The organism is Caulobacter sp. ErkDOM-C (assembly GCF_048541825.1).
Taxonomy (GTDB): domain Bacteria; phylum Pseudomonadota; class Alphaproteobacteria; order Caulobacterales; family Caulobacteraceae; genus Caulobacter.
This window is the reverse complement of sequence record NZ_CP183332.1, coordinates 356,142-379,031: the sequence shown is the minus strand read 5'-3', so window position 1 is coordinate 379,031 and position 22,890 is coordinate 356,142. Positions and strand designations below refer to the sequence as shown.

The window sequence follows — 22,890 nt, the reverse complement described above, 5'->3', positions numbered from 1 at the left end:
GAGCCTCCCTTTCTATGCGCTTAGGCGGTCTTCAGAGATGGATGGACGATTTCGCCGCCCTGGGTGACTAGGGCCGCCTTCAGGATCTCGTCCTCGAAGTCGGGGGCGAAGCTGCCCTCCTTGTTCAGGAACAGACCCGACAGGGCGAAAAGATTGCGGGCGTAGAGCGCCGAGGCGTCTGTGGCGATCCGGCCGGGCAGGTTGGCGTGGCCGAGGATCTTGGCGCCGTTGGCGGTGACCACGGTCTCGTTCAGCTTGGCGCCGACGACATTGCCGCCCTGTTCGATGGCCAGATCGACCAGGATCGAGCCGGCCCGCATCGAGGCCACCTGCTCGGCGCTGACCAGCTTGGGCGCCGGGCGACCGGGGATCAGGGCCGTGGTGATGACGATGTCCTGCTTGGCGATGTGGGAGGACACCAGTTCGGCCTGCTTGGCCTGATATTCGGCCGACATCTCCTTGGCGTAGCCGCCCGCGGTCTGGGCGTTCTTGAACTCGTCGTCCTCGACGGCCAGGAACTTGGCGCCCAGCGATTCGACCTGCTCCTTGGTGGCGGGGCGAACGTCAGTCGCCGTGACCACAGCGCCCAGCCGGCGAGCCGTGGCGATGGCCTGCAGACCAGCGACGCCGACGCCCATGATGAACACCTTGGCCGGGGCAATAGTGCCGGCGGCGGTCATCATCATCGGCAGGGCCTTGCCATAGGCCTCGGCCCCTTCGATCACGGCGCGATAGCCGGCGAGGTTGGCTTGCGAGGACAGCATGTCCATCACCTGGGCCCGCGTGATGCGCGGAATGAATTCCATGGCGAGGGCGCTGGCGCCGGCCTTGGCCAGGGCGGCGAGCGTGTCCTTGTCCTGGTGCGGATTGAGCGCGGCGGCGACGATCGCGCCGCTCTTCAGGGCCGCGATCTCGGCGGCTTCGGGCGCGCGCACCTTGAACAAAACGTCAGCGCCGGTGATGGCGGCCTTGGCGGTCTTGGCCAGCTTGGCGCCGGCCGCTTCGTAGTCGGCGTCGGGGTAGGAAGCGGCTGCGCCCGCGCCCGATTCAACCGTTACCGAGAAGCCGGCCGCGATCAGTTTCTTCACCGTTTCCGGCGTGGCGGCGACCCGCGTTTCACCCCCGCGGGTTTCTTTCGTCACGGCGACGACGGCCATCGGCATACCCCTCCCAGAGCGCTGCTATCCCAGTCAGCTTGCGCTGCTGTTTAGGGGATAGTCTTGCCTCTTGTCGAGGCGTTACGCGCGGGGAAGGGAGAAGAAATGCCGATGTCCACCGGTGTCAATGCGAGGAAGCTGGCTTTTCCCGAAGCAGCACGACACCCAGCACGGCCAGTACGAATCCGGCGATCGCGCCGCCGAGGAAGCCGACCGGCGTGCAGAACCACATGGTAATCGTCAGCAGCACGACCGCGATCGCCAGTGAGCCCCACTTGGTCATACCGCCAAAGGCGGCATAGGTCGCTGCCTGTTCCTGAATGTCCATTTCACCGCGGTGGTAGTCGCCGGCCATGTCGTCGTCCTCGTTGGGGAAGAAAAGATAGTCTCGCCGCTTACAACGGCAGGCCTAAAGGCTCAAGCGGGCTATGCCCGCGACACTTTCGACCGTCAGCGCCGCCATGCCGCCCCGCTGACCGACAATTGGCCGAAGGAAGCGCGAATAGTCCAGCGGCGGGCTATCGCCAAACAGGCCGATCGACGTGACGCCCACCGAAGCGGCCAGATTGAGCGGCCCAGAATCATTACCGATGAAAAGATCGGCGCGTGACAGCAGAGCCGCGCCGGCATCCAGCTTAAGGTCGCAGACATTGACGTTGATGCAGCTGGCGTCGGCCCGTCTCAGTTCAGCGTCAACCGCAGCGCTGTCGCCCGGTCCGCCAAGCCAGAAATGGGCGCCCCCAAGATCGGAGAGGGCGGCGCTCAGGGCGGTGAAACGGTCCAGCGGCCAGCAACGGCGCGGTTCGCTGGCGCCGACGCCATAAACGATCCAGGGTTTGGGCAAATGGCCGAAGCGTTGTTCGACCCCCTCCAGGGCGGCAGGGACGGGAATCAGCGCCGGCTCGCGGCTGGCGACTTTCAGACCGTGAGCCGCCTCGAAGGCCGCCAGCTTCTCGATCCGGTGGGCCGAGCGCATGGCGCGCGGCAGGAAGGGACCGTGGGTCAGCCAGCGTTCCTGGCTGTGGCCCAGGCCAAAGCCACGCCGCTCACGCACGCCGACCAGGGCGGCGCCGATGGCGGGACGGTCAATCTTTTCCAGGATCCACACCGCTCGCGGCCGGCGCAGGCGACAGAGGCGATAGAAATCAACGATCTCAGCGAGATGACGAAAAGTCCCGGTGCGATAGTCCAGATAGTCGACGAGCTCGACACAGGACTCGCCGGCGAGGAGTTCGCGCGCCCGGCTGGACGGACGAGCGGCCAGCAGCACCCTGCCCTCCAGCGCCCGGGCGGCAATGGCCCGCAAGGTCGGCAGGTGCCACATCAGGTCGCCCACGCCCCGGTCGGGCATGTAGACCATCACCATCCCGGTCGGAGCCCCCCCAGGCTGCGTCATCGCCAGGCGGCGAGCAGGCCGCGCAGCCCGGCCACGAAGGCCAGGGGCTGGTCGATCATCACATGGTGGTCTGCGTCGGGAATCGGCACGAGCAGGACGTCCTTGGGCATCTGATCGATCATATAGCCCAGGGTTTCGTCATGCATAAGGTTGGAGCGTTCGCCCCACATCAGCGCGGCGGGACAGGCGATGCGGGTCAGCAGGTCGCCAAGGTCAGGCATGGAGAACCGCTGCCAGATGGCCGGGTCGAATTTCCACGTCCAGCCGCCGTCAGCTTCCTTCAGCGAGCGGCGAGCGATGTAGTCGGCGATAAACAGGTTCTCGCAGGCCTGGGGCGGGGCCAGGCGGAAGCGGGCCAGGGCCTCGGTCAGGGTCTCGTAGACCTTGTTGCCGAACCCCGCCCGCGGCGGCGGTCCCTTCCAGCGCTTTTCCGGCGGCTGGATGCTGGAATCGACCATGATGATCCCGCGCAGGCGGTCGGCATGCTCGACCCCGCAATAGAGGGTGGGAAAGCCGCCGAACGAGTGGCCGACCAGGATCGGCTTGACCCCGCCTGCCTCCAGCCCCGCCGCCTCGACTGCTGCGAACACCTCGGCCGCGAAACTCTGGGCCGAATAGGCCTCGCGCCAGCCCGAACCGCCCATGCCGGACCAGGAGATCGCCGCCACCCGCCAGTCTTTCGCGAACCAGGGCGCGATGAAGCTCCACCAGTCGGCGTGGGCGCCGTTGCCATGCAGGAACAGCAGGCCCGGCTTGCCGATCTCGCCCCAGGTCAGGAGCTCGATGTCCACGCCATCAACCGGAATGATTGACCGCTCGGGTTCAATGGCCAGCGCCGCCTCGAACCAGCCCGGCGCTGGCGGAGTCTCGCCGTTGAACGCCATCAGGGGCGCGGGCATCGGCGGCGGGGTGTGCAACAGTTGGTCGTCGGCCATGTTCAGCCCTCTTCCTTGAAGGCCAGTTCGCCGGGACGGGGTTTGCGCGCACTGAGGCCCTTGAAGACGCCCGTGCCGGTAATCAGGGTGCGGTCGCCCGACCAGATCCGGCCGCGAACGGTGAAGACCATGTCCTGCTCGCCGATCAGTTCGCCCTGCCCCTCGACCCAGTCGCCCAGCTTGGCGCCGGACAGGAAATCGCACATCAGCCGCACCGTCACCCAGCTGTAGGACTTCTGCAGCGAGATGATCCGTCCCCAGGCCATGTCGGCGAAGCTCATCAGCATGCCGCCATGGCAATTGCCCAGGCCGTTGGTGTGGTGCTCCTCGACGCGGAAGGCCAGACGCGCGTCGCCCGGCCCGCCCCGCTGTTCAAACAATGGCCCGATCTGGCGGCCAAAGCCGCGCGACCAATTAAGCTGGCTGTAGCCATCGGGGATGGCGGCGGTCTGGGCGTCGGTAAGATCGTCGGACATGGAACAAATCCTAACGATCGTTTGAACAAAGCGGAACCCTTCCCTGACGGCTTGTAAGGACGGGGCCTTCGTCGGCGTCTAACCTTCTCGAACACGGGATGGGCCATGGCTGCGGATCAGCATCAGGAGAGACGGGGGGACGCGGCGTTCGCCGACTGGCTGACGCCCCATCTGGGCGCCCTGCGCCGGATCAGCCGCGCCTTCGGCCAGCCCGCCGACCAGCATGACCTGATGCAGGAGCTGATGCTGGCGGTCTGGCGCGCCCGGCCCCGCTTTCAGGACCGCAGCGCGGCGGCGACCTTCGTCTACCGCGTCGCCCACAATACCGCCCTGACGTGGAAACGCGGCGAGACCCGTCGCCGGCGGCGGGGCGAGGCGATCGAGACCGAGATGGCCCTGCGCGCCGAACGGGACGGGGCTGAGCCCGAGGCCGGGCTGCTGGACCGGCTGTACGGGGCGATCCGCACCCTGCCGCCGGTGGACCGGTCGTTGATCCTGCTGTCGCTCGATGGCGTGAGCTACGGCGAGATCGCCCGACTGCATGGCCTCAGTGAAACCAATGTCGGGGCCCGCCTGACCCGTATCCGGCAGCGGATCGCCAGCCTGGTGGAGGACCGCGACCATGGACTTTGAACGTCTCGAACAGGCCTGGCGCTCGGAAGCCAACACCCCCGACGCCAAGGCCCAGACCTTTCTGATGGAGGAACTGATGCACACCCTGAAAGCCCGCCGTCGCGGGGACCTGCTGCTGTTCATGATCCCAGTCGCCGCCATGACGCTGTTCACCGCCATCGCCGTGCGGTCGGTTCTGAACGGCGCGATGGAGGTCAGTCGTGAATGGGGAGGGCTGGGCATGCTGGCCGTCTGCTGGGTCGTTCTGGCGGCCATGCTGATCAGCGGCGTCCTGGCGCGACGTCGGCGGAGCGTGAGCGGATCGCCGGTGCGCGACACCCTGGCGGCCATGCTGGCCTCAAACCGCGCAGCGCGGGCCAATTGCCGGATCTTCTGGATCAGCCTGCCGGTCTTCATGGTCCCCATGCTGCTGGCCGTGACCCAGCTCCACGACGTGGGCAAGACCAGCGATCAGAACAGGGTGCAGATGCTGCTGGTGTTCGGCGTCGCCCTGGCCGCCAGCGTTGCCTGGAACACCGGCCGCTATTTCCTGGTGCTCAAGCCGGAAGCTAAACAGCTGGAGGCCCTGCTGGCGGAGTACGAAGGATAGGCCCCCAGCCCTCAAAGGGCCTCGCGTTAAGTCAGGGCGAGTTCACCCGCGAACGCGGCGATCTTCAAGCCACCCCTGCCGCTGCCAGCAACGCCGCCTGGCGCTTGGCCAGGCCTTCCTCGGAAAAGCCCTCAAGCGAGGCCTCGAACAGGGCTTTCCAGTTGTGGCGGGCCCCCAGATGCAGGAAGGCCGCGCCCAGGCCGATGGCGGCGCGGTCCATGAACACGAATTCGCGCGGAATGGTGATCGGGCCCTTGGATTTCAGGGCCTGACGCACCCGGAACGCCTCGCGGCGGCCGTACTCGCCGGGCGGCACGTCGTCGGCCACGGTGCGCACGCGGTCGTCCAGCAGCGGGCCATAGATGAAGCGGGCCCAGACGTTGAGCACGTCGACCAGCTCGTCATTGAGACCGGCGAAACCCCAGCTGCGATAGGCCTCGTACTGCTCGGCGCGGTCATCGTTGGACAGGGCGCGATACAGCCGCACCACGCCGGCCACGAAGCGCGGCGGGAAGATGCGGATACAGCCGAAGTCCAGCAGGTTCAGGTGCGCCGCGCCGTCGCCGCCGGCGGGACCGCCGAAGGTGTAATTGCCCAGGTGAGGGTCGCCGTGGATGATCCCCAGATGAGTCATCGGGCTCCACCAGGCCTCGAACAGCAGGGCGGCGATGCGATCGCGGGTCTCCTGCGGCGCGTCCTTGAAGGCTAGCAGGCCCTGCCCGTCCATCCAGGTCATGCTGAGCAGCCGGCCGGTCGACAGCGACGGCACGGGCTGCGGCACCCGGATGTCGTCGCGCCCCGAGAAGAAGCCGCCATACAGCGCCATCAGTCTGGCCTCGCGGCCATAGTCGAGCTCCTCGCGCAAGCGGTCGCCGATCTCGACGATCATCTGGGTGGGGTCGATCGAGCCGTCCATGCGCTTGAACAGGGCGAACAGGGTCTTCAGCTGGCCCAGATCGCTTTCGACAGCGCTCTGCATGTCCGGATACTGCAGCTTCACGGCGATGGCCCGGCCGTCGGGCGCGACGGCGCGATGGACCTGACCCAGCGAGGCGGCATGGGCGGCTTCGTGCTCGAAGCTCTGGAACTTGCTCTGCCAGTCAGGGCCTAGCTCGGCGGCCATCCGTCGACGGACGAACGGCCAGCCCATGGCCGGGGCGTTGGTCTGCAGCTCGGCCAGCTCAGCGGCGAATTCCGGCGGCAGCAGGTCGGGCACCGTCGCGAACATCTGGGCCGCCTTCATCAGCGGTCCCTTCAGCCCACCGAGGGCCGCCCGCAAGGCCTTGGCGTTGCGGGCGTCGGCGCTGTCGCCGCCGAACAGGCTGTTGGCGCCATAGCTGACGGCCGCGCCGGAGAGGCCGGCCCCGACCTTGGCGAAGCGGCTCAAGCGGCCCGACAGGCGGTCGCGTTCGGGGTCTTTGATGTCGTCAGCCATGCTTAAGTCCTCCCCCTGAAGGGGGAGGTGTCGCCGCAGGCGACGGAGGGGGAAGTCGGCCAGCGCATTGCGATCTTCCCCCACCGGCCTCCGGCCGCCTCCCCCTTCAAGGGGAGGACTTGGACGACGCCGCTCACACCAGCGCCTCGAACTCGTCGACAAGCCGTTCCAGCTGCGCACAACCCGCCGTCCAGAACGCCTTGTCTCGCGGGTTCAGGCCAAAGGGCTTCAGCGCCTCGACATAGGTCTTGGTCCCACCCGCCGCGAGCAGCTCCTCATACAGCGGCGCAAAGCCCTGCGGATCCTCGCGGCGCTTCTCCATCAGGCCGCGCACCAGCAGGTCGCCGAAGGCGTAGGCATAGACATAGAACGGCGCGTGGCAGAAGTGGCTGACATAGGCCCAGTAGTGCTCGTAGCCGGGGTTGAGCCGCACGGCCGGGCCCAGGCTTTCGCCCATCACCTCTAGCCACAGGCCGCCGATCTGCTCAGGCGACAGCTCGCCCTCCTGGCGGGCCTCATGGAAGCGGCGCTCGAAGCGGTGGAAGGCGATCTGGCGGACCACGGTGTTAAGGCCATCCTCGATCCGGCCGGCCAGCAGCTTCTTGCGATCGTCCGGCGTCGCCTCGGCCAGCAGACGGTCGAACACCAGCCCCTCGCCGAAGATCGAGGCGGTCTCGGCCAGGGTCAGGGGCGTATCGGCCAGCAGGGTGCCCAGGGGCGCGCACAGGGTCTGGTGCACCGCGTGGCCCAGCTCGTGCGCCAGGGTCAGCACATCGCGCCGCTCGCCCATGAAGTTCATGAACACGTAGGGGTGCCGGTCGGCGGTGACCGGATGGGCATAGGCCCCCGACTGCTTGCCGGGGCGGGGCCGCGCATCGATCCAGGGCTGGGTGAAGAAGGTGCGCGCGGCGTCGGCGAACTTCGGCGCCAGGGTCTGGAAGCTGTCCAGCACGACGCCCTGCGCTTCCGCCCAGTCATAGGTGCGCGGCGCGGCGGCATCCAGCGGGGCGTTGCGGTCCCAGTAGTCGAGGGCCTCGACGCCCATGATCTTCGCCTTCAGCGCATAGTAGCGATGGGACAGACGCGGATAGGCCTCGACCACCGCCGCCTCCAGGGCGTTGACGGCGTCGGCGTCGACCTCGTTGGACAGGTGGCGGGACTGGGCCGGCTCGGCATAGTGGCGCCAGCGATCCTCGACCTGCTTTTCGAAGGCCAGGGTATTGAGCGCCAGGGCCTGGGTAGAGACCCGTTCGGCCAGGGCGGCGGCCAGGCCGTCGGCGGCGGCCTTGCGGCGCGTGACATCAGAGTCCGACAGTCGGTTGAGCACCTCGGGCAGGGTCAGGGTCTCGTCGCCGACCTTGGCTTCCAGCTTGGCCAGGGTCTCGTCATACAGGCGCACCCAGTTGGCGACGGCCGGGCTCTTGTCGACGATGAAGCGTTCCAGATCCGGGGACAGCTCGTGCGGACGCGACAGACGCACCCGGCGCAGCCATGGCGTCCAGCGGACGCCCAGCGGATAGGCTTTGAGCGCCGCTTCGATCTCGGCGTCCTCGAGCCTGTTGAGCTCCAGTGAGAAGAACAGGCTCTCGGCGGCGATCTGCGACGAGCGGGCCCGCAGGTCGCCCTCGAACTTGGCCCAGGCCGGGTCGTCCTTGGCGATCGAGCCCGACAGGCTGGCATAGGCGCCGACGCTCCACAGGCCGTTGGTGGCCTTTTCATACAGCTGAATGCCGCGATCGATCAGCAGGCCCAGCCGCTCGGGCTCGCCGCGCGCCTGCAGGAACAGGCCCTCCAGCGACGCCAGCTCGTCATTGGCGGCCTTGGCGGCGGCTAGGTCCAGCTCGATGCGGGGATCGTCGCGACCGACATAGAGGTCGGCGAGGTTCCATTCGGGAAGGGCGTCGGTCTTGAAGGGGGCGTTCATGGCCCTACCGATATGGCCCGAACGGGGCCCAGTGCAATCGCCCCGCCGCCATTATCCTCAGACCGCTGGTTTGAGCGGCGGTTCGACGAAGCGGGCGATCAGGGTCACCACCAGATAGACGGCCAGGGCGGTGAGGCCCAATTGCAGGGCGCCGCCGCCGGGCGGCGACGCTAGGGCGATTTCCTGCACGGCCAGCAGCAGGCCGAGAAACAGCGGGGCCGGCCACCAGGCCCGTCCTTGGGTTCCCCGTCGCCAAGCCCAGGCCGCGCCGGCCATGGCCAGCAAGCCCATTTCCAAGGCCTGCTCAGGCACGGGATAGTTCCACCAGCCCAAGCCCACCTTGGGACCGCCGAACCACAGGGCCAGATCGGGTCGGTGGACCAGAAAATCCAGCCCCCAGTGCGACAGCACCGTCAGCCCGACCACCGCAGCAGTCCAGCGCGGCAGCTTCAGCAGCCAGCCCACCAGAGCGGCCGCCGCCACCGCCCACAAGGCCGCGCCGGGCAGGCTGTGGGTATAGGGCATGTGCTCCAGGACCAGAGCGCTGCCCGGCAAGGTCGGATCGACACTGACCCGCTCGGCCCCGGTCATGATCAGCACGCTCCAGCCGACATCGATCAGCTGGCTGGCCAGCACATAGGTCCACAGCGGCGCCTTGGGCGCGACGGCCTTGGCGGCCAGGGCGGCGGCGTAGTGTCCAACAAACATCGTGTTCCCCCAGAATGAACCCCCTCAGCATGCGCCCGGTCCGCCAGGTTTGAAAACCGGCGTTCTTTGCTGGGGCGACCTCGACGCCGGGCGTCCGCCTTTTGCAGGGAAGGCTAGGGGAGCTTTCGATCCGTTTCGGGCCTTCCAGATGCCCGCTTGCGTTCGGTATTGATCTGCCCTCGTAAAAGTAGACGGCGTTAAGCCGCTCTACGGTCGGCCTAGTTTGGGCTGTTTCGCTTGTCTATATCGACTGCTTAACTTAAGCTTATAACTGCAATATTTTGAAAGTTGAGGCACAAGATCAGTAATTTGGGGTCAGCTATGAGAGGACGCGGCCAAGCTTCTTTGCTCATAAGGGACATGAACATGGAAGGTCAGGATGAAGTGGTCAAAAACTTGCCTCAAGCCGCGTCGACCCACCTTCGCCTCAAGCTTGCGACCCGCCTTGACCATGAACGCGTCGATCTCGCTCTTTCGCGGTTCAATCTGGGCGACACCGGGGATTATGCGGGCTTCCTGGACCTGAATTATTCGGCACTGACGGCCCTTCGGCCCCATTGGCGCAGCGCAGACGAGGCGGACTTTGCAGGCCTGGTCGACGCCCTTTGCATGGATCTTGATGATCTCGGCGTCGAGCCGTCAGCCCAGGCCGGTCCTGTATCCGGCCCGATCGACGGGCTCGGTCTGTCCTATGTCGTCCGGGGCTCCCGTCTCGGTTCGAAGATCCTGCGAAAGCGTGTCGGTTCCGAGTTGCCGACCTCCTATTTCGATTTCCGGATGGGGAAGCCGTGGGCGCGCCTTCTGGACCAAATCGATCTGTGCGGCGCAGAGGGGTCGGCCGACGAGCAAGCCTTGATCGCCGGCGCACTTAAAACCTTCGCCGTTTACGCGGGCCTTGCACGCCCCTTGGACGCCGCCACATGAATAGCTCAGACACCCCCGACCTGCCCATGACGGAAAAGGTCGATCTGACCAACTGCGATCGCGAGCCGATCCACTTGATCAGCGCGATCCAGCCCACCGGATTTCTGATTGCGGTGTCGACCGACTGGCTGATCTCCCGCGCCTCGGCGAACGCGCCGGACTTCCTTGGTAGGTCCGTCGACGACCTGCTCGGCGCATCGTTACGGGACATCCTGGCCGTCGAGGCGGTCCACACGCTACGAAACCGGCTCTCTTCGCTGACGGGCGAGGATGCCGTCGAACGGGCCTTCGGCGTGCAGTTGGTCGCCGGTGGCGGACGGTTTGACGTGGCCGTGCACATGTCGAAGGGCGAGATCGTGCTGGAGGCCGAGCCCAGCGAGCCCGAGGCCGACCTCAATCCGTCGGCCACGGTCCAGGCCATGCTGTCCCGGCTGAATCGTTTGACGGACTTGGGCGCTCTTCTGAAGGAGGCCGCGCGGCAGGTCCGGGCACTGACGGGCCACCACCGGGTGATGATCTATCGCTTCCACCCCGACGGTACAGGTGAAGTGGTCGCCGAGCGCCTGGCGGCCGGGCTCGAACCCTTCCTCGGCCTTCGGTATCCGGCATCCGACATTCCCCGTCAGGCGCGCGCGCTGATGGAGCGCAACGTCGTCCGGGTGGCCGCCGACGTCGATGCGACCCCGTCCGCCATCGTCCCACAGCTCGGCCCCACCGGTGCACCGCTCGACCTGTCGATGAGCACGCTTCGCGCTCATTCGCCCATCCACATCGAATACCTGAAGAATATGGGCGTGGGGGCGACCCTGACCCTATCGCTGCTGCGCGGCGGACGGTTGTGGGGCCTGATCGCCTGCCATCACAAAACGGCGCTGCAGGTCAGCTACGAGCGGCGGACGGCGGCGGAGCTGTTCGCCCAGGTCCTGTCACTGCTGATTGAGACGCGAGAACGCGAGGCCGTCTCCGACTATGAACAGCGGACCCGAAGCCTTCACGACGGGCTGATGGCCGCGATCGTCGAGAGCGGCTCCACAGCCGCCAACCTTGGCGCGATGGCCGAACGGATCAGCGAGATCGTGCCGTGCGACGGCATGGCCATCCGGATCGGCGACGAGATGGTGCTGACCGGCTCCACCCCGACGCGGGAGGAGATGGTCGCTCTGACCAGGTTCCTGGATCAGAGCGCCGCCAGCCAGGTGCTGGCCCTCAATAACATGGGGCAGGCGTATCCCCCGGCGCGCGACTACGCCAAGCGGGCGGCGGGGATGCTGGCCATCCCGGTGTCACGAACGCCGCGTGACTATCTGGTCTTCTTCCGCCGCGAAATGGCCCAGTCGATCACCTGGGCGGGCGATCCGGCCAAGCCTGTTTCCATCGGCCCCAACGGTGTCCGGCTCACCCCGCGCAAGAGCTTTGAAGCCTGGCGCGAGATCACCAGCGGTCAGAGCGCCGTATGGACCGAGCCGGAGCTGAGAGCCGCCGACGCCCTGCGCGTCACCATTCTGGAGGTCGTGCTGCGCCTGACCGACGTCGCAGAACAAGAGCGAGCGCGCGCAGTTCAGCGCCAGGACTTGCTGATTGCGGAACTGAACCATCGTGTCCGCAACATCCTTGGTCTGATCCGGGGTCTCATCTCGCAGAGCAAGGGCGGCGCGACCGACGTCGAGAGCTTCGCGGCCACCATCGGGGGGCGGATCCAGGCCCTGGCCCGCGCGCATGACCAGATCACGGAAAGCAACTGGGGCCCCCGCTCTCTGGCGGGCCTGATTGCCACCGAGGCCGCCGCCTACCTCGACGGCGGTGCGAACCGGGTCCAGATCGAAGGCCCACCCATTCTGCTACAGCCCGAAGCCTTCGCCACCATGGCGCTGGTCATCCATGAGATGGTGACCAACGCAGCGAAGTATGGCGCGCTCTGCAATCTGTCCGGTCGGGTTTTGGTGGAATGGACGACCGATAATGGCAACCTGATCCTCCAATGGCGCGAGATCGGCGGGCCACCGGTTCAGGCCCCGACGCGACGCGGGTTCGGCACCACGATCATCGAGCGCTCGGTGCCTCACGATCTCCACGGCGAGGCGAGCTTAGACTATGCGCTGGACGGCGTTCGTGCGCGGTTCGTCGTGCCGTCCAGGTTCATCGAATACGACGGCGTGGTTGCTCAGGTGGCATTGGCAGCTTCAACCCCGCCCAACGCGTTCCGCCTGACAGGCTCCGTCCTTCTTGTGGAGGACAGCATGATCATCGCCATGGACGCCGAGGAAATGCTCCTCGACCTGGGCGCGGGAAAGGTTCTGACGGCCAACGATGTTCAAGAGGCGATGCGGCTGCTCGACGCCGAAACGCCGACGTTCGCCTTTCTCGATGTGAACCTGGGGTTGGAAATGAGTTACGCGATCGCTGACCGCCTTCGGCTCGCCGGCGTGCCCTATGTGTTCGCGACCGGCTACGGCGACGAGATCGAACTGCCGGCGCCCCATAAAGGCTGTCCGGTGATCAAAAAGCCCTACACGGCTCAGGCGATTGCATCAGGGGCGGCGCTGGCCAAGGCGGCAGGTTGAACATCAACCTGTCGACCCAAGGCAACGCTCTCATTGAAGTCCTCTGCTACGCCAAGTGCGGCAATGGCAAGTCGCAGATGCGGCGATTGCGGACCTTTTAGCGTCCCGGCAAGGCCATCGCCAGGACGCCCCGCTGAGCCTCCTCGGCCACCCTCAAACCCCTTGCTGGCAAGGCCTTGTTAAGCCTGAACCTTAAGGTTGCCGACACCTCTCCGAAAGCCGGTGTTTACCCGGGTGCTGTACCACTCTGATCCAACAAGAGCCTTGCTCCATGTTGAGCGCGGCCGGTTATGGTGGGTGTCTTCCTATGTCCAAGACGGTTCTCGTCGTCGATGACGATCCGACTCAGCGTCGCCTGATCCAGGCGGTGCTGGAACGTGACGGGTTCGCGGTCTCGCACGCCGAGAGCGGCGACGCGGCGATGGCGCACCTGACCTCCGGCGCGCCCACCGACGTGGTGCTGCTGGACCTGGTCATGCCCGGCCTGAACGGTCACGACACCCTCAAAGAGATGCGTTCGCGCGGCTTTATGCAGCCCGTGATCGTTCTGACGGCAAGCGGCGGCGTCGACACCGTGGTCAAGGCCATGCAGGCCGGCGCCACCGACTTCTTCATCAAGCCGGCTTCGCCCGAGCGGATCACCGTCTCGATCCGCAACGTCCTGTCGATGGGCGACCTGAAGGGCGAGGTCGAGCGTCTGACCAAGCGCACGGCCGGCAAGACCACCTTCGCCGACCTGATCGGGACCTCGCCCGCCATGACCCTGGTCAAGCGGATGGGCGAGCGCGCCGCCAAGAGCGCTATCCCGATCCTGATCACCGGCGAAAGCGGCGTCGGCAAGGAGCTGATCGCCCGCGCCGTGCACGGCTCGTCCGACCGCGCCGGCAAGCCGTTCGTCGCCGTCAACTGCGGCGCCATTCCCGAGAACCTCGTCGAGTCGATCCTGTTCGGCCACGAGAAGGGCAGCTTCACCGGCGCCACCGACAAGCACCTGGGCAAGTTCAAGGAGGCTGACGGCGGCACCCTGTTCCTCGACGAGGTCGGCGAGCTGCCGCTGGACATGCAGGTCAAGCTGCTGCGCGCCCTGCAGGAAGGCGAGATCGATCCGATCGGCTCCAAGCGCTCGCAGAAGGTCGATGTGCGCATCGTCTCGGCGACCAATCGCGACGTGGCCCACGCCGTGTCGCAGGGCCGGTTCCGCGAGGACCTGTATTATCGCCTCAACGTCTTCCCGATCGAGGCCCCGTCCCTGCGCGAACGCCGCGACGACGTGCCGGCCCTGGTCGAGGCCTTCATCCGCCGCTTCAATGTGGAAGAGGGCAAGCGCGTCATCGGCGCCTCGCCCGAGACCCTGGCCCTGCTGACCGCCTTCGACTGGCCCGGCAATGTGCGCCAGCTGGAAAACACCGTCTATCGCGCCATCGTCCTGGCCGACGCGCCCTATCTGCAGCCCTATGATTTCCCCGCGATTTCCGGTCTGCAGGCGCCGATCGAGGCCATGCCGTCGGCCAGCGTCACCGGGCCCGACCTGCCGTCCGTGCTGCAGGCCACCCATGCGGCCATGGCCAGCGCCCCGGGCGATGCGCCGGTGCGCATCCTCGACGATCGCGGTCATCTGCGAACCTTGGAAGAAATCGAACGCGATCTGATTCAGCACGCGATCGATGTTTATGCCGGCCACATGAGCGAGGTGGCGCGCCGCCTCGGGATTGGCCGATCCACCCTCTATCGCAAGGTGCGAGAGCAGGGCATCGATGTTGACATGAAGGACGCTGGCTAATGACCCTCGTTTTGCGCCCGGTCTCGCGCGAGCAGCGCCTGAAGACGCTGATAAAGCCTTGGAAGGCGCCCCGCCAGGCGCCCCGCCAGGTCTGAAGTCAAGCCACCCGGGCGACTTCGCTGTCGTCGGAATGGTCCGGATCGGCCGTTTCGGCGTTGCGGGTCCAGCCCGCCGCGCCACGCGTCACCGCGCCGTCGGCCTCGAGCTGCTGCAGTTCAAGTGTGATGGCCGTGGCCGGCACGGACCGGTTCCAGCGGCGTTCCAGCTGGACCGCGATATCGGTCGCCGCCAGACCTACACCGCCCTGCTGCAGGGCCATCAGGATCATGTCGCCGATCGAACGGCTTCGGCGACCGCGGCGGCTGGGGGCCGGGCTGGAGAAGGCCGAAGCTTCGGCCGCTATGCGGTCCTCGCTGAGACCGGCCCTTTCGATCGCGCCAAGGGCCAGGCCGATCGCTCGCATTTCGCCCTCGAAAGGCGCCAGCGCGCGTTTCTGAGCCTCAGCCATGCGGACCTCTAGGTCCGCCTTTCTTCGCAATAGATAGTCATACGTCGTCGCCATGGCGCTTGTCCGTTACCGTTAGCGTTGATCCGGCGCCGATGCAGATAGAGGTCCGCGCGCGCTGGAAAGGGCGAACGTCGCCCCCACCGGACGAAGCGTTCCTTACTGTCAGGATCACGAAGATCCTGCGCCATAATGTCTCACCCTGCTGGTTACCGCGGCCTTAATGAAGTTCGCTGAACCTTGTTTTCCGGTAAGCTTTTGGGACTTTATTTCAGTAAAATCAGCCGAAAATCCTTTATGCAGAACGCCGCGCGCCATACCTGAGATCCTAAGTCGTTACAGGCCTGTCTCGCCTTGCGACGTTCAGCCCGAAGGCTCCATCGCGCCGACGGCTGCCGCGTATTGCCAGAATGCCGCTGGGGAAGGCGGCCCGGCTGAAGCGCCCGGGCGTCGCCACCGACAGCGGCGCGATCCCAGGGGCCGCCATTCTGCGCAACTCCAGGATGCATTGGCATCCCATCGGCGACGGACGCCGGATCAGGACCTGCAAACGCCGAGCGTCGGGGACAGCGGCCATGGCGGCTGCTGGTCTGTGCGACCAAGGGGCGCCCGACTCGAAGAAGGCCGTGACGCCAAATGCCGCTACCCGTCGTCCTCGGGCTCAACCTCGGCCGGTGCGGGCGCCTCGCGACGGCCAAAGCCCCGGCCGCGTTTCATGGGCTTCTTCTCGCCCTTGGCCTTGGCGACGATTTCCTTGAGCTTGATGGTCTGGTTGCCCGACAGGGCCTGGTCGCGGCCGCCCTTTTCGGGATCGCCGAACGCCCGGCCATAGGTCTCGACGCGCTGGGCGACAGAGGTCAGGAACTCGCCCTCCCAGTCGGAAAGCGCGATCCCGCTCTTGTCGGCTGCCCGCCTGGCGCGCTTCAGCGCATTGAGCGCCGAACGTTTGGCTTGAGCTCGAGGATCGGGGGGCTTGGCACGCATCGCCGGGGACTATCCCCGAAGCCGCGCCAAACCGCACCCCGCAAAAATACCCAAGGCGCGCGTTCGCGCGCCGACCAAGAAGGGCGCTTTAGATCGCGCCGACGGCCGACAGATAGAGGTCGAGGATGGCGTCCTCTTCCTGACGCTTGGCGCGATCCTGCTTGAGGATGCGAACCACCTTGCGCAGGATCTTGACGTCGAAGCCATTACCCTTGGCCTCGTTATAGACTTCCTTGATCTGCTCGGAGATCTCGGCCTTTTCGACCTCAAGGCGCTCGATGCGCTCGATGATGCTCTTCAGCTGGCCTTGGGCGGTGGAGTTCAGAACGTCGGCGTGGGCGGCGTCGTCGGCCATGACGGAAAGCTCTTCAGACAGGGGTGGAATTGGGTCGCGGACCATAGGCGCGACGCTCATCGCTCACAACAGGCCGTGCGCCTGAATCATCGGCCGCAGGGCCGCCGGATCTGTGAACAGATGTGTATGGAATCCCATCGCGTCGGCGGCGGCGATATTGGCCGCGTTGTCATCCACGAACAGCAGGTCGCCGGGCGTCAGCCCCGTTCGCTCCAGCACGATCTCGTAGATCCGCCGCTCGGGCTTGATGACGCCTTCCTCGGCCGAGACGATCACGTCCCGGAAGTGTCCGAACACCGGGCTCATCGCCTGGACGCCGGGCCAGGCCTCGCTCGACATGTTGGTCAGGCCAAACTGCGGGACACCCCGCGCGGACAGATCGTCCATCACGGCTTCAGTCTCGGAAATCGCACCCGAGAACATTTCCGGCCAGCGGTCCCACCAGGCGGCGATCTGCTCGGCATAGTGGGGATGCAGCGGCGTCAGCCGGGCGATGTTGTCGGCGAACGACAGGCCCCGGTCGGTCTCGCCGTGCCAGTCCATGGTGCAGACACGCAAAAGGAACCCGTCGAGTTCGGCGGGTTCCTTGAAAATCTTTGCGAAGAGCGTGCGCGGATTCCAGCGCACGATGACATTGCCGACATCCCAGAGCAGCGCTCTGGGAGGCACGGCAGAGCGTGACAGCTCAAAGTGGATGCCGGTTTCGGCGCCCGTCACGCTCTTCTCCAAGGCGAAGAAGCCTTTCCTCTTAGGAAAGGCTTCGGCATCAGCCCTGCTTGGCTTTGAAGCGCGGGTCGGTCTTGTTGATGATGTAGACCACGCCCTTACGGCGGACCAACTTGCAGTCGCGGTGGCGCGACTTGAGCGACTTCAGCGAGCTACGAACCTTCATGACCGTCTCTATACTCAGCGGACAAGCTCGGCGCGCCATTGGGCGACCGGACCATCCGGGATGTTTCGGAGGGAGGGCGTATAGGCAAGGCGGGGCGCAGAGTCAACGGCTCCAAGGCCCCGGAGCGGAACTTCACCGCTCTGTCGGCCTTGTGATTGAAGAGTTCACCCGGATGCCGGTAGCCTGCGCCCATGGATCGTCGCTTCTTTCTCGTTCTCCTGCTGGCCGGCTGCGCGGATACGTCCCCGCAGGGGCCGCTGACCTCGCTCGTCTCGGCGATGCCCACGGCCGTGCCGACACCGACTGGCAGCGCACCCTCGCCCATGACCGCCACGCCCGTCCCGGCCGGTGAGCTGAGCTTCGACTCGTGGCTGGCCGATTTCATGGTCCGCGCCGAGGCCGCCGGCTTGACCCGGCAGCTGCTGGAGCGTGAACTGGGCGGCGTGACGCCCGACCCCAGGGTCATCAGCCTGGACGGCCGCCAGCCGGAATTCTCCAAGCCGGTGGGCGACTATATCAAGGGCGTGATCAGCGACGACCGCGTCGCTGTGGGCCGCCGCAAGCGTACCGAGCTGGCCTTCCTGCCGGAAGTCGAGAGCCGCTATGGCGTGCCGCGCGACATCCTGATGGCCGTCTGGGCGATGGAATCGGCCTTCGGCAAGATCCAGGGTGATTTCGACGTCGTGCGCTCGATGGTCAGCCTGGCCGCCGACGGCCGCCGCCGCGGTTGGGCCGAGGGCGAGCTGATCGCGGCCCTGCAGATCATCGATTCGGGCGAGGTCCCCCGCGCCCAGCTCAAGGGCTCGTGGGCCGGGGCCATGGGCCAGACCCAGTTCCTGCCCAGCAACTATCGCACCACCGCTGTCGACGCCGACGGCGACGGCAAGCGCGACATCTGGGGCTCGGACGCCGATTCCCTGGCCTCGGCCGCCAATCTGCTGGCCAAGGGCGGCTGGAAGCCCGGCGTCGGCTGGGCCAGGGAAGTGATCCTGCCGGCGGGCTTCGACTACGGCCTGTCGGAAGGGCCGCGCGAACTGCCGTCGTGGTGGGAAGCCAGGGGCGTACGCCGCGCCGACGGCCTGCCCTGGACCGCCGCCGACGCCGCATCGCCCGCCGGCCTGATCCTGCCGGCCGGCGCCTTTGGCCCGGCCTTCCTGGCCCTGCCCAACCACTTCGCGATCCGCAAATACAACAACTCCACCTCCTATGCCCTGGGCATCGGCTTGCTGGCCGACCGCTTCGCAGGCGGCGGGCCGCTGGTCGCCGCCTGGCCCGTCGAGGCGCCGCTGTCGCTGTCGGACCGCATGGCCGCCCAGATCGCCCTGGCTCGCCTGGGCTTCGACCCCGGTGCCCCCGACGGCGTAATCGGCGCCGGCAGCCGCAAGGCCCTACGCGCCTGGCAGCAGAGCCGCCAGCTGCCGGCGGACGGCTATCTGTCGATGGATATGGTCCAGCGGCTCAAGGCCCAGGCGGGGCTGAGCTAGGGGGCGGATAGCGGACCTTCCGAGGGTGTCTTTGGAGTGGGAAGCGGCCCTTGGAACCCCTCTCTCTGTGAGAGAGGGATTCTAGGCGCCAGCTTCCCACCCATGCGGACGATCAGGGCGGCCTCGGGCTAGCCCGTCGCGATCTGCATCCAGATCGCGTGGCTCTGACCCGGCGCCAGGGTCACCATGCCGGTCTCCCCCTCGCCGAACGGATCGGGCCGGCTGGCGCAGGGTTCGACGCAGTAGAAGTCATGGCCCGGCGGTGCATAGACATGCAGCCAACGGCACTCGGGCGAGGCGGTGATCGTGGTGGTCGGCAGGCCGGACGCGCCGAGTTCGGCCCGCTGGTCCCAGCCGGTGTAGCAGTGGTCGATCAGGGTCGCGTGGCCTTCGACACCCGCGCCGTGGGCCCAGTCTGGCCCCCAGACACCCTGGTGACGCACCGTCGGCAGCACGTCCTGATCGATCATCCAGACGCCATCGACCGACGCCTTGAGCGCCTCGCCCGGACGCAGGGGGAAATAGGGGTGGAAGCCAAGGCCGGCGGGCATGGGCGTATCGCCCGTATTGGTCACCGACAGCTCCAGGCGCAGACGGTTTTCGCCCAGGACGAAGCGCTGCTCGGCGCGATAGGCCCACGGCCAGTCGGAGGGCGCGTGGTCATAGGACAGCAGCGCCTGGGCGCCATTGGCGGCGTCGACGGCCCAGGGGTGGCGCCAGCCCTGGCCGTGCAGCGGGTGGGGATGATCGCCGAGGTTCGGCTTCAGAACGCGCTCTTGGCCCTGGAAGGTGAACCGGCCGTGCGGAATGCGGTTGCAGAACGGGACCAGCGGAAAGCTGGAGACGTCCAGCGGATCGGTCGCGCCCCGGGCCATAGGCCGCAGGATATCCCGACCAGAGACGGTGAATCCCGCGACAGCGCCGCCGACATCCGGGAGCAGCTCAAGGCGCGCCGCGCCGTTTTCAAGAACGATCATGGCGGCATCGGTAGGGCGTTTTCCGGATCGCGCGCAAGCCCGATGGGTAGCGCTCCCATGCGGGTCGACTTGCGCGATCGGGCCGGGCGATGCTCAAACTTGGCCATGACCGAGAAGCTCTCCGCCAGGACGGCGCGACGCATGGCGCTGGCGGCGCAGGGGTTTGGCAAGGCGCGCCCCGCCGCGCCGGGACGGCGTCACATGCTTTCGACGATCGAGACCCTGGGTCTGCTGCAGATCGACTCGGTCAATGTGGTGTCGCGCTCGCACTACCTGCCGCTGTTCTCGCGGCTGGGCGACTATCCGCGCACGCTGTTGGAAGACGTCGCCTGGGGCAAGACGCCCGCCCTGGTCGAATACTGGGGCCACGAGGCGTCGCTGATGCCGCATGACCTGCATCCGCTGCTGCGCTGGCGAATGGCCGACGCCAAGGCCGGGGTGGGTGTCTGGAAGGGCGTGGCCAAATTTCTCGACAGCCATCCCGACCTGATCGCCCAGGCCCTGGACGAGATCCGCCGGCGCGGCCCGCTTTCAGCCGGCGAGCTGGAGATCGGCGCCAAGAAGGGCCCCGGCGGCTGGTGGGGCTGGAGCGAGTCCAAGCGCGCTGTCGAATGCCTGTTCTGGATCGGCGAACTGACCACCGTCACCCGCCGCGCCGGCTTCGAGCGGGTCTATGGCACGCCAGACCAAGTGCTGCCCGCGTCGCTGATCGAGACCCCGACGCCCCGCCGCGAGGACGCCCACCGCGCCCTGCTCGCCCGCGCCGCCGGGGCCATGGGCGTGGCCACCGAGCGCGACCTGCGCGACTATTTCCGCATGGGTCCCGTCGAGAGCCGCGCCCGCATCGCCGAGCTGGTCGAGGACGGCGTACTGATCCCCGCCCAGGTCGAGGGCTGGGACCAGACGGCCTATGTCGCCGCCGGGGCTGCGCGGCCCCGCAGGATCGAGGCCCGCGCCCTGCTCTCGCCGTTCGACAACCTGATCTGGTTTCGCGAGCGCACCGAACGGATCTTCGACGCCCGCATCCGGCTGGAAATCTACACCCCCGCCCACCTGCGCACACACGGCTATTATGTGCTCCCGTTCCTGCAGGGCGAGACCCTGACCGCCCGGGTCGACCTGAAGGCCGACCGAAAGGCGGGCCGGCTGATGGTCCAGGCCGCCCACGCCGAGCCGGCCGCCGATGGCGAGACGGCGGCAGCCCTGGCGCAGGAGCTACGGCTGATGGCGCAGTGGCTGGGTCTGTCGGACGTGGCCGTCGCTGAACGAGGCGACCTGGCCCACGCCCTGACGGCTGAATTGAAGGTCTGACGGGTCTGGCTAGGCCGAACCGAAACGACCTCAGGCGACCTCGCGGCCCTCGCTGAGGCATTCGCTGATGGCGCGCGCGCAGCCCGGTATGCCGAGCGCACCGATAAACGACATGGCGACGGCGCCGACCAGCATCACGGGCTGAAAGATCGATTGGAAGAAGCGCATGGAGTCTCTCCGCAAAGCCTCACCGTTCGGCACGATGCAGACCAGTAAGCCCGAACCGTGACAATTGTTCCGGACCCGCACGGAAAAGTTCAGACGGCGTTGTTTTTGTCACCGGGACCCGGAAACCCGTAGGCCTGCCTGGCTTCCTCAATCCGGTCGAGCTTGGCCCGGAGGGCAGACCAGTCGTCGTCCGCGGCGATCGGCGCCCACAGGGCTTCGACCTCCTCGATCAGCAGTTCCTCGGGCTCCGGGCGCGCGAACACTGCATGCTCGAGGCGCTCTGGCCGATCCGGCTCGAAGTCCGCCAGACGACGACGGAAATCGGCGAAGGCGTCCTGCTCATAGAGGCCCGCGCGGGGGCCGGCCATGGCGCGGCCCTCCGAGGCTGCGCCGCCGAACCAGTCGAAGAAGAACGGCTCCCACCGCAGCGCGTCGCCGCCGCCGGCCAGCGCCTTGAAGGCTGAGCTGACCAGCGCGATATCGGCCTGGGGGTCGCGCGGCTTCAGGGCCAGACGCCGCAGCATCGCCCCGCCCAGGGCGTCGCGATAGGCGTCGGAAAAGCCGTTCAGGGCGGCCAGAAGTCCGGCCTGATCCGTCACCAGGGTGAGGCAGGCGGCCAACTGCTGCAGGTTCCAGAACACCGCCTCGGGCTGGCGGCCAAAGCTGTAGAGCCCCGAGTGGTCGAAATAGGCGGCGGTGAAATTCGGATCGTTGCGCGGCAGAAACCGCCACGGACCGTAGTCGAAGCTCTCGCCGGTCACGACCATGTTGTCGGTGTTGAGCACGCCATGCACGAAGCCCGCCGACATCCAGCCGGAAAGGAGGTTCGCGCTGGCCTCGACCACCGCCCGCATCAGCACCGCCGGCCGGTCGGGCTGGTCGGCCAAGTGCGGGTAATAGGTCTCGACCGCGTGATCGACCAGCACGGTGATCAGGTCGGGGCGTTCCAGATAGGCCTGGCGCTGGAAGGTCCCGAACCGGATGTGGCTGTGCGACAGGCGGGTCAGCACCGCCGAGCGGGTGGGACTGGGCTCGTCGCCGCGCTGCAGCGCCTCACCGGTTTCGACCAGCGACAATGCCCGTGAGGTGGGAACGCCCAGGGCCTCCAGAAAACTCGCCGCGAGGATTTCGCGCATGCCGCCCTTCAGGGTCAGCCGGCCGTCGCCCTGCCGCGACCACGGCGTCTGGCCCGAGCCCTTGGTGGCCAGGTCGAGCAGGCGGCCCGTCTTGCCTGGGGCAATCGCCGCCTCTCGAAGCTGGGCGAACAGAAAGCCCCGGCCATCGCCAAGGTCGGGATTGTAGCTGCGGAACTGATGGCCGTGATAGCGCATCGCCAGCGGCTGAGGCTGATTGCCGGGGAGCGGCTGGAAGCGGCCGAACGCGGCGAGCCATTCGGCGTCCGACAGGCCCTGCAGACCCACCGTGGCCGCTGCACGATTATTTCGGTAGCGCAGGCGGGTCATTGGAAAGTCGGCCGGGGCGACCGGATCGGCGAAGTCGCGCCCCAGGGCCATAAACTGCGGATCGGGGCGGTAGGCGGGCGATACGGTCATGGGTCGCAAATGAGCCCGCCAGCCCCGTCTGGCAAGCCTCGCTCGCCACGTCTTGCAAGGTTGGGAATGGCGAGCAACCCGTGTCGCTTCTCGGCAACAGACCTTCCAGATCCTTTTGTCTGTAAGGGTTTTAACTTGCTCTG

Annotated in this window: 23 protein-coding genes; 7 read left to right on the top strand and 16 right to left on the bottom strand. The window is 66.9% G+C overall.

What is annotated here, in order from left to right; genetic code table 11:
- Positions 1-20 precede the first annotated feature (20 nt).
- The 5 genes from ACN2C8_RS01830 to ACN2C8_RS01810 form a co-directional block, all read right to left on the bottom strand.
- The gene (locus tag ACN2C8_RS01830) at positions 21-1,163 is read right to left on the bottom strand and encodes a Re/Si-specific NAD(P)(+) transhydrogenase subunit alpha (protein ID WP_419254103.1); all 1,143 of its coding nucleotides are present in this window, start codon (positions 1,161-1,163) and stop codon (positions 21-23) included.
- Between the two features lie 118 nt (positions 1,164-1,281).
- Positions 1,282-1,512, bottom strand: coding sequence for an aa3-type cytochrome c oxidase subunit IV (locus ACN2C8_RS01825; RefSeq protein ID WP_419254102.1), 231 nt, complete (start codon positions 1,510-1,512; stop codon positions 1,282-1,284).
- A gap of 54 nt (positions 1,513-1,566) precedes the next feature.
- Positions 1,567-2,523 (bottom strand): glycosyltransferase family 9 protein, encoded by a 957-nt coding sequence (locus ACN2C8_RS01820; RefSeq protein ID WP_419254101.1) that lies wholly within the window; start codon positions 2,521-2,523, stop codon positions 1,567-1,569.
- Positions 2,524-2,549: 26 nt separating this feature from the next.
- Positions 2,550-3,488: an alpha/beta fold hydrolase gene (locus ACN2C8_RS01815; protein WP_419254100.1), complete on the bottom strand. Its 939-nt coding sequence runs from the start codon at positions 3,486-3,488 to the stop codon at positions 2,550-2,552.
- A gap of 2 nt (positions 3,489-3,490) precedes the next feature.
- Positions 3,491-3,964: a PaaI family thioesterase gene (locus tag ACN2C8_RS01810; protein WP_419254099.1), complete on the bottom strand. Its 474-nt coding sequence runs from the start codon at positions 3,962-3,964 to the stop codon at positions 3,491-3,493.
- A 105-nt stretch (positions 3,965-4,069) separates the two neighbouring features.
- On the opposite strand from ACN2C8_RS01810, the gene ACN2C8_RS01805 reads away from it, so the two are divergent.
- Together ACN2C8_RS01805 and ACN2C8_RS01800 are read left to right on the top strand one after the other, a co-directional pair.
- A complete protein-coding gene (locus ACN2C8_RS01805; RefSeq protein ID WP_419254098.1) occupies positions 4,070-4,597 on the top strand; it encodes an RNA polymerase sigma factor in 528 nt (175 codons plus the stop codon).
- Complete coding sequence (locus ACN2C8_RS01800; protein WP_419254097.1) at positions 4,587-5,186, top strand: hypothetical protein; 600 nt, start codon at positions 4,587-4,589, stop codon at positions 5,184-5,186. The genes ACN2C8_RS01805 and ACN2C8_RS01800 overlap by 11 nt, the downstream gene beginning before the upstream one ends.
- A gap of 64 nt (positions 5,187-5,250) precedes the next feature.
- Here ACN2C8_RS01800 and ACN2C8_RS01795 read toward each other — a convergent pair whose 3' ends face one another.
- From ACN2C8_RS01795 to ACN2C8_RS01785, 3 genes are all read right to left on the bottom strand, one after another.
- Positions 5,251-6,621, bottom strand: a complete 1,371-nt coding sequence (locus tag ACN2C8_RS01795) for an ABC1 kinase family protein (protein WP_419254096.1) — start codon at positions 6,619-6,621, stop codon at positions 5,251-5,253.
- A gap of 133 nt (positions 6,622-6,754) precedes the next feature.
- Complete coding sequence (locus ACN2C8_RS01790) at positions 6,755-8,545, bottom strand: M3 family oligoendopeptidase (RefSeq protein WP_419254095.1); 1,791 nt, start codon at positions 8,543-8,545, stop codon at positions 6,755-6,757.
- A 57-nt stretch (positions 8,546-8,602) separates the two neighbouring features.
- A complete protein-coding gene (locus tag ACN2C8_RS01785; protein WP_419254094.1) occupies positions 8,603-9,253 on the bottom strand; it encodes a hypothetical protein in 651 nt (216 codons plus the stop codon).
- Between the two features lie 366 nt (positions 9,254-9,619).
- On the opposite strand from ACN2C8_RS01785, the gene ACN2C8_RS01780 reads away from it, so the two are divergent.
- From ACN2C8_RS01780 to ACN2C8_RS01770, 3 genes are all read left to right on the top strand, one after another.
- A complete protein-coding gene (locus tag ACN2C8_RS01780; protein WP_419254093.1) occupies positions 9,620-10,177 on the top strand; it encodes a biliverdin-producing heme oxygenase in 558 nt (185 codons plus the stop codon).
- On the top strand, positions 10,174-12,738 hold the full coding sequence (locus tag ACN2C8_RS01775) for an HWE histidine kinase domain-containing protein (protein WP_419254092.1): 2,565 nt from the start codon (positions 10,174-10,176) through the stop codon (positions 12,736-12,738). Before ACN2C8_RS01780 ends, ACN2C8_RS01775 begins: the two co-directional genes overlap by 4 nt.
- A gap of 307 nt (positions 12,739-13,045) precedes the next feature.
- Complete coding sequence (locus tag ACN2C8_RS01770) at positions 13,046-14,518, top strand: sigma-54-dependent transcriptional regulator (RefSeq protein ID WP_419254091.1); 1,473 nt, start codon at positions 13,046-13,048, stop codon at positions 14,516-14,518.
- Between the two features lie 97 nt (positions 14,519-14,615).
- Here ACN2C8_RS01770 and ACN2C8_RS01765 read toward each other — a convergent pair whose 3' ends face one another.
- From ACN2C8_RS01765 to ykgO, 5 genes are all read right to left on the bottom strand, one after another.
- Positions 14,616-15,026, bottom strand: coding sequence for a hypothetical protein (locus ACN2C8_RS01765; RefSeq protein ID WP_419254090.1), 411 nt, complete (start codon positions 15,024-15,026; stop codon positions 14,616-14,618).
- 639 nt (positions 15,027-15,665) lie between these two features.
- The gene (locus ACN2C8_RS01760) at positions 15,666-16,007 is read right to left on the bottom strand and encodes a hypothetical protein (RefSeq protein WP_419254089.1); all 342 of its coding nucleotides are present in this window, start codon (positions 16,005-16,007) and stop codon (positions 15,666-15,668) included.
- A gap of 88 nt (positions 16,008-16,095) precedes the next feature.
- Entirely contained in the window at positions 16,096-16,362 is a 267-nt protein-coding gene (locus ACN2C8_RS01755; RefSeq protein WP_035047451.1) for a DUF2312 domain-containing protein, read from the bottom strand.
- 63 nt (positions 16,363-16,425) lie between these two features.
- Positions 16,426-17,046, bottom strand: a complete 621-nt coding sequence (locus ACN2C8_RS01750) for an HAD-IA family hydrolase (protein WP_419255783.1) — start codon at positions 17,044-17,046, stop codon at positions 16,426-16,428.
- Positions 17,047-17,128: 82 nt separating this feature from the next.
- A complete protein-coding gene (gene ykgO / locus ACN2C8_RS01745) occupies positions 17,129-17,254 on the bottom strand; it encodes a type B 50S ribosomal protein L36 (RefSeq protein ID WP_007663273.1) in 126 nt (41 codons plus the stop codon).
- A 191-nt stretch (positions 17,255-17,445) separates the two neighbouring features.
- Here ykgO and ACN2C8_RS01740 point away from each other — a divergent pair, with 191 nt between their 5' ends.
- The gene (locus ACN2C8_RS01740) at positions 17,446-18,738 is read left to right on the top strand and encodes a lytic murein transglycosylase (RefSeq protein WP_419254088.1); all 1,293 of its coding nucleotides are present in this window, start codon (positions 17,446-17,448) and stop codon (positions 18,736-18,738) included.
- A gap of 128 nt (positions 18,739-18,866) precedes the next feature.
- Here ACN2C8_RS01740 and ACN2C8_RS01735 read toward each other — a convergent pair whose 3' ends face one another.
- Positions 18,867-19,715, bottom strand: a complete 849-nt coding sequence (locus tag ACN2C8_RS01735) for an aldose 1-epimerase (protein ID WP_419254087.1) — start codon at positions 19,713-19,715, stop codon at positions 18,867-18,869.
- A gap of 105 nt (positions 19,716-19,820) precedes the next feature.
- Here ACN2C8_RS01735 and ACN2C8_RS01730 point away from each other — a divergent pair, with 105 nt between their 5' ends.
- The gene (locus tag ACN2C8_RS01730; protein ID WP_419254086.1) at positions 19,821-21,026 is read left to right on the top strand and encodes a winged helix-turn-helix domain-containing protein; all 1,206 of its coding nucleotides are present in this window, start codon (positions 19,821-19,823) and stop codon (positions 21,024-21,026) included.
- A gap of 30 nt (positions 21,027-21,056) precedes the next feature.
- Here the strand turns inward: ACN2C8_RS01730 and ACN2C8_RS01725 are convergent, their stop codons facing one another.
- Complete coding sequence (locus ACN2C8_RS01725; protein ID WP_419254085.1) at positions 21,057-21,194, bottom strand: hypothetical protein; 138 nt, start codon at positions 21,192-21,194, stop codon at positions 21,057-21,059.
- An 89-nt stretch (positions 21,195-21,283) separates the two neighbouring features.
- The gene (locus ACN2C8_RS01720; RefSeq protein WP_419254084.1) at positions 21,284-22,747 is read right to left on the bottom strand and encodes a protein adenylyltransferase SelO; all 1,464 of its coding nucleotides are present in this window, start codon (positions 22,745-22,747) and stop codon (positions 21,284-21,286) included.
- Positions 22,748-22,890: the final 143 nt, after the last annotated feature.

Bases quoted from the DNA above. Each gene is read 5' to 3' on its own strand.
- ACN2C8_RS01830 (WP_419254103.1), bottom strand. From the start codon at position 1,163: ATGCCGATGGCCGTCGTCGCCGTGACGAAAGAAACCCGCGGGGGTGAA.
- ACN2C8_RS01825 (WP_419254102.1), bottom strand. From the start codon at position 1,512: ATGGCCGGCGACTACCACCGCGGTGAAATGGACATTCAGGAACAGGCA.
- ACN2C8_RS01820 (WP_419254101.1), bottom strand. From the start codon at position 2,523: ATGGTGATGGTCTACATGCCCGACCGGGGCGTGGGCGACCTGATGTGG.
- ACN2C8_RS01815 (WP_419254100.1), bottom strand. From the start codon at position 3,488: ATGGCCGACGACCAACTGTTGCACACCCCGCCGCCGATGCCCGCGCCC.
- ACN2C8_RS01810 (WP_419254099.1), bottom strand. From the start codon at position 3,964: ATGTCCGACGATCTTACCGACGCCCAGACCGCCGCCATCCCCGATGGC.
- ACN2C8_RS01805 (WP_419254098.1), top strand. From the start codon at position 4,070: ATGGCTGCGGATCAGCATCAGGAGAGACGGGGGGACGCGGCGTTCGCC.
- ACN2C8_RS01800 (WP_419254097.1), top strand. From the start codon at position 4,587: ATGGACTTTGAACGTCTCGAACAGGCCTGGCGCTCGGAAGCCAACACC.
- ACN2C8_RS01795 (WP_419254096.1), bottom strand. From the start codon at position 6,621: ATGGCTGACGACATCAAAGACCCCGAACGCGACCGCCTGTCGGGCCGC.
- ACN2C8_RS01790 (WP_419254095.1), bottom strand. From the start codon at position 8,545: ATGAACGCCCCCTTCAAGACCGACGCCCTTCCCGAATGGAACCTCGCC.
- ACN2C8_RS01785 (WP_419254094.1), bottom strand. From the start codon at position 9,253: ATGTTTGTTGGACACTACGCCGCCGCCCTGGCCGCCAAGGCCGTCGCG.
- ACN2C8_RS01780 (WP_419254093.1), top strand. From the start codon at position 9,620: ATGGAAGGTCAGGATGAAGTGGTCAAAAACTTGCCTCAAGCCGCGTCG.
- ACN2C8_RS01775 (WP_419254092.1), top strand. From the start codon at position 10,174: ATGAATAGCTCAGACACCCCCGACCTGCCCATGACGGAAAAGGTCGAT.
- ACN2C8_RS01770 (WP_419254091.1), top strand. From the start codon at position 13,046: ATGTCCAAGACGGTTCTCGTCGTCGATGACGATCCGACTCAGCGTCGC.
- ACN2C8_RS01765 (WP_419254090.1), bottom strand. From the start codon at position 15,026: ATGGCTGAGGCTCAGAAACGCGCGCTGGCGCCTTTCGAGGGCGAAATG.
- ACN2C8_RS01760 (WP_419254089.1), bottom strand. From the start codon at position 16,007: ATGCGTGCCAAGCCCCCCGATCCTCGAGCTCAAGCCAAACGTTCGGCG.
- ACN2C8_RS01755 (WP_035047451.1), bottom strand. From the start codon at position 16,362: ATGGCCGACGACGCCGCCCACGCCGACGTTCTGAACTCCACCGCCCAA.
- ykgO (WP_007663273.1), bottom strand. From the start codon at position 17,254: ATGAAGGTTCGTAGCTCGCTGAAGTCGCTCAAGTCGCGCCACCGCGAC.
- ACN2C8_RS01740 (WP_419254088.1), top strand. From the start codon at position 17,446: ATGGATCGTCGCTTCTTTCTCGTTCTCCTGCTGGCCGGCTGCGCGGAT.
- ACN2C8_RS01735 (WP_419254087.1), bottom strand. From the start codon at position 19,715: ATGATCGTTCTTGAAAACGGCGCGGCGCGCCTTGAGCTGCTCCCGGAT.
- ACN2C8_RS01730 (WP_419254086.1), top strand. From the start codon at position 19,821: ATGACCGAGAAGCTCTCCGCCAGGACGGCGCGACGCATGGCGCTGGCG.
- ACN2C8_RS01725 (WP_419254085.1), bottom strand. From the start codon at position 21,194: ATGCGCTTCTTCCAATCGATCTTTCAGCCCGTGATGCTGGTCGGCGCC.
- ACN2C8_RS01720 (WP_419254084.1), bottom strand. From the start codon at position 22,747: ATGACCGTATCGCCCGCCTACCGCCCCGATCCGCAGTTTATGGCCCTG.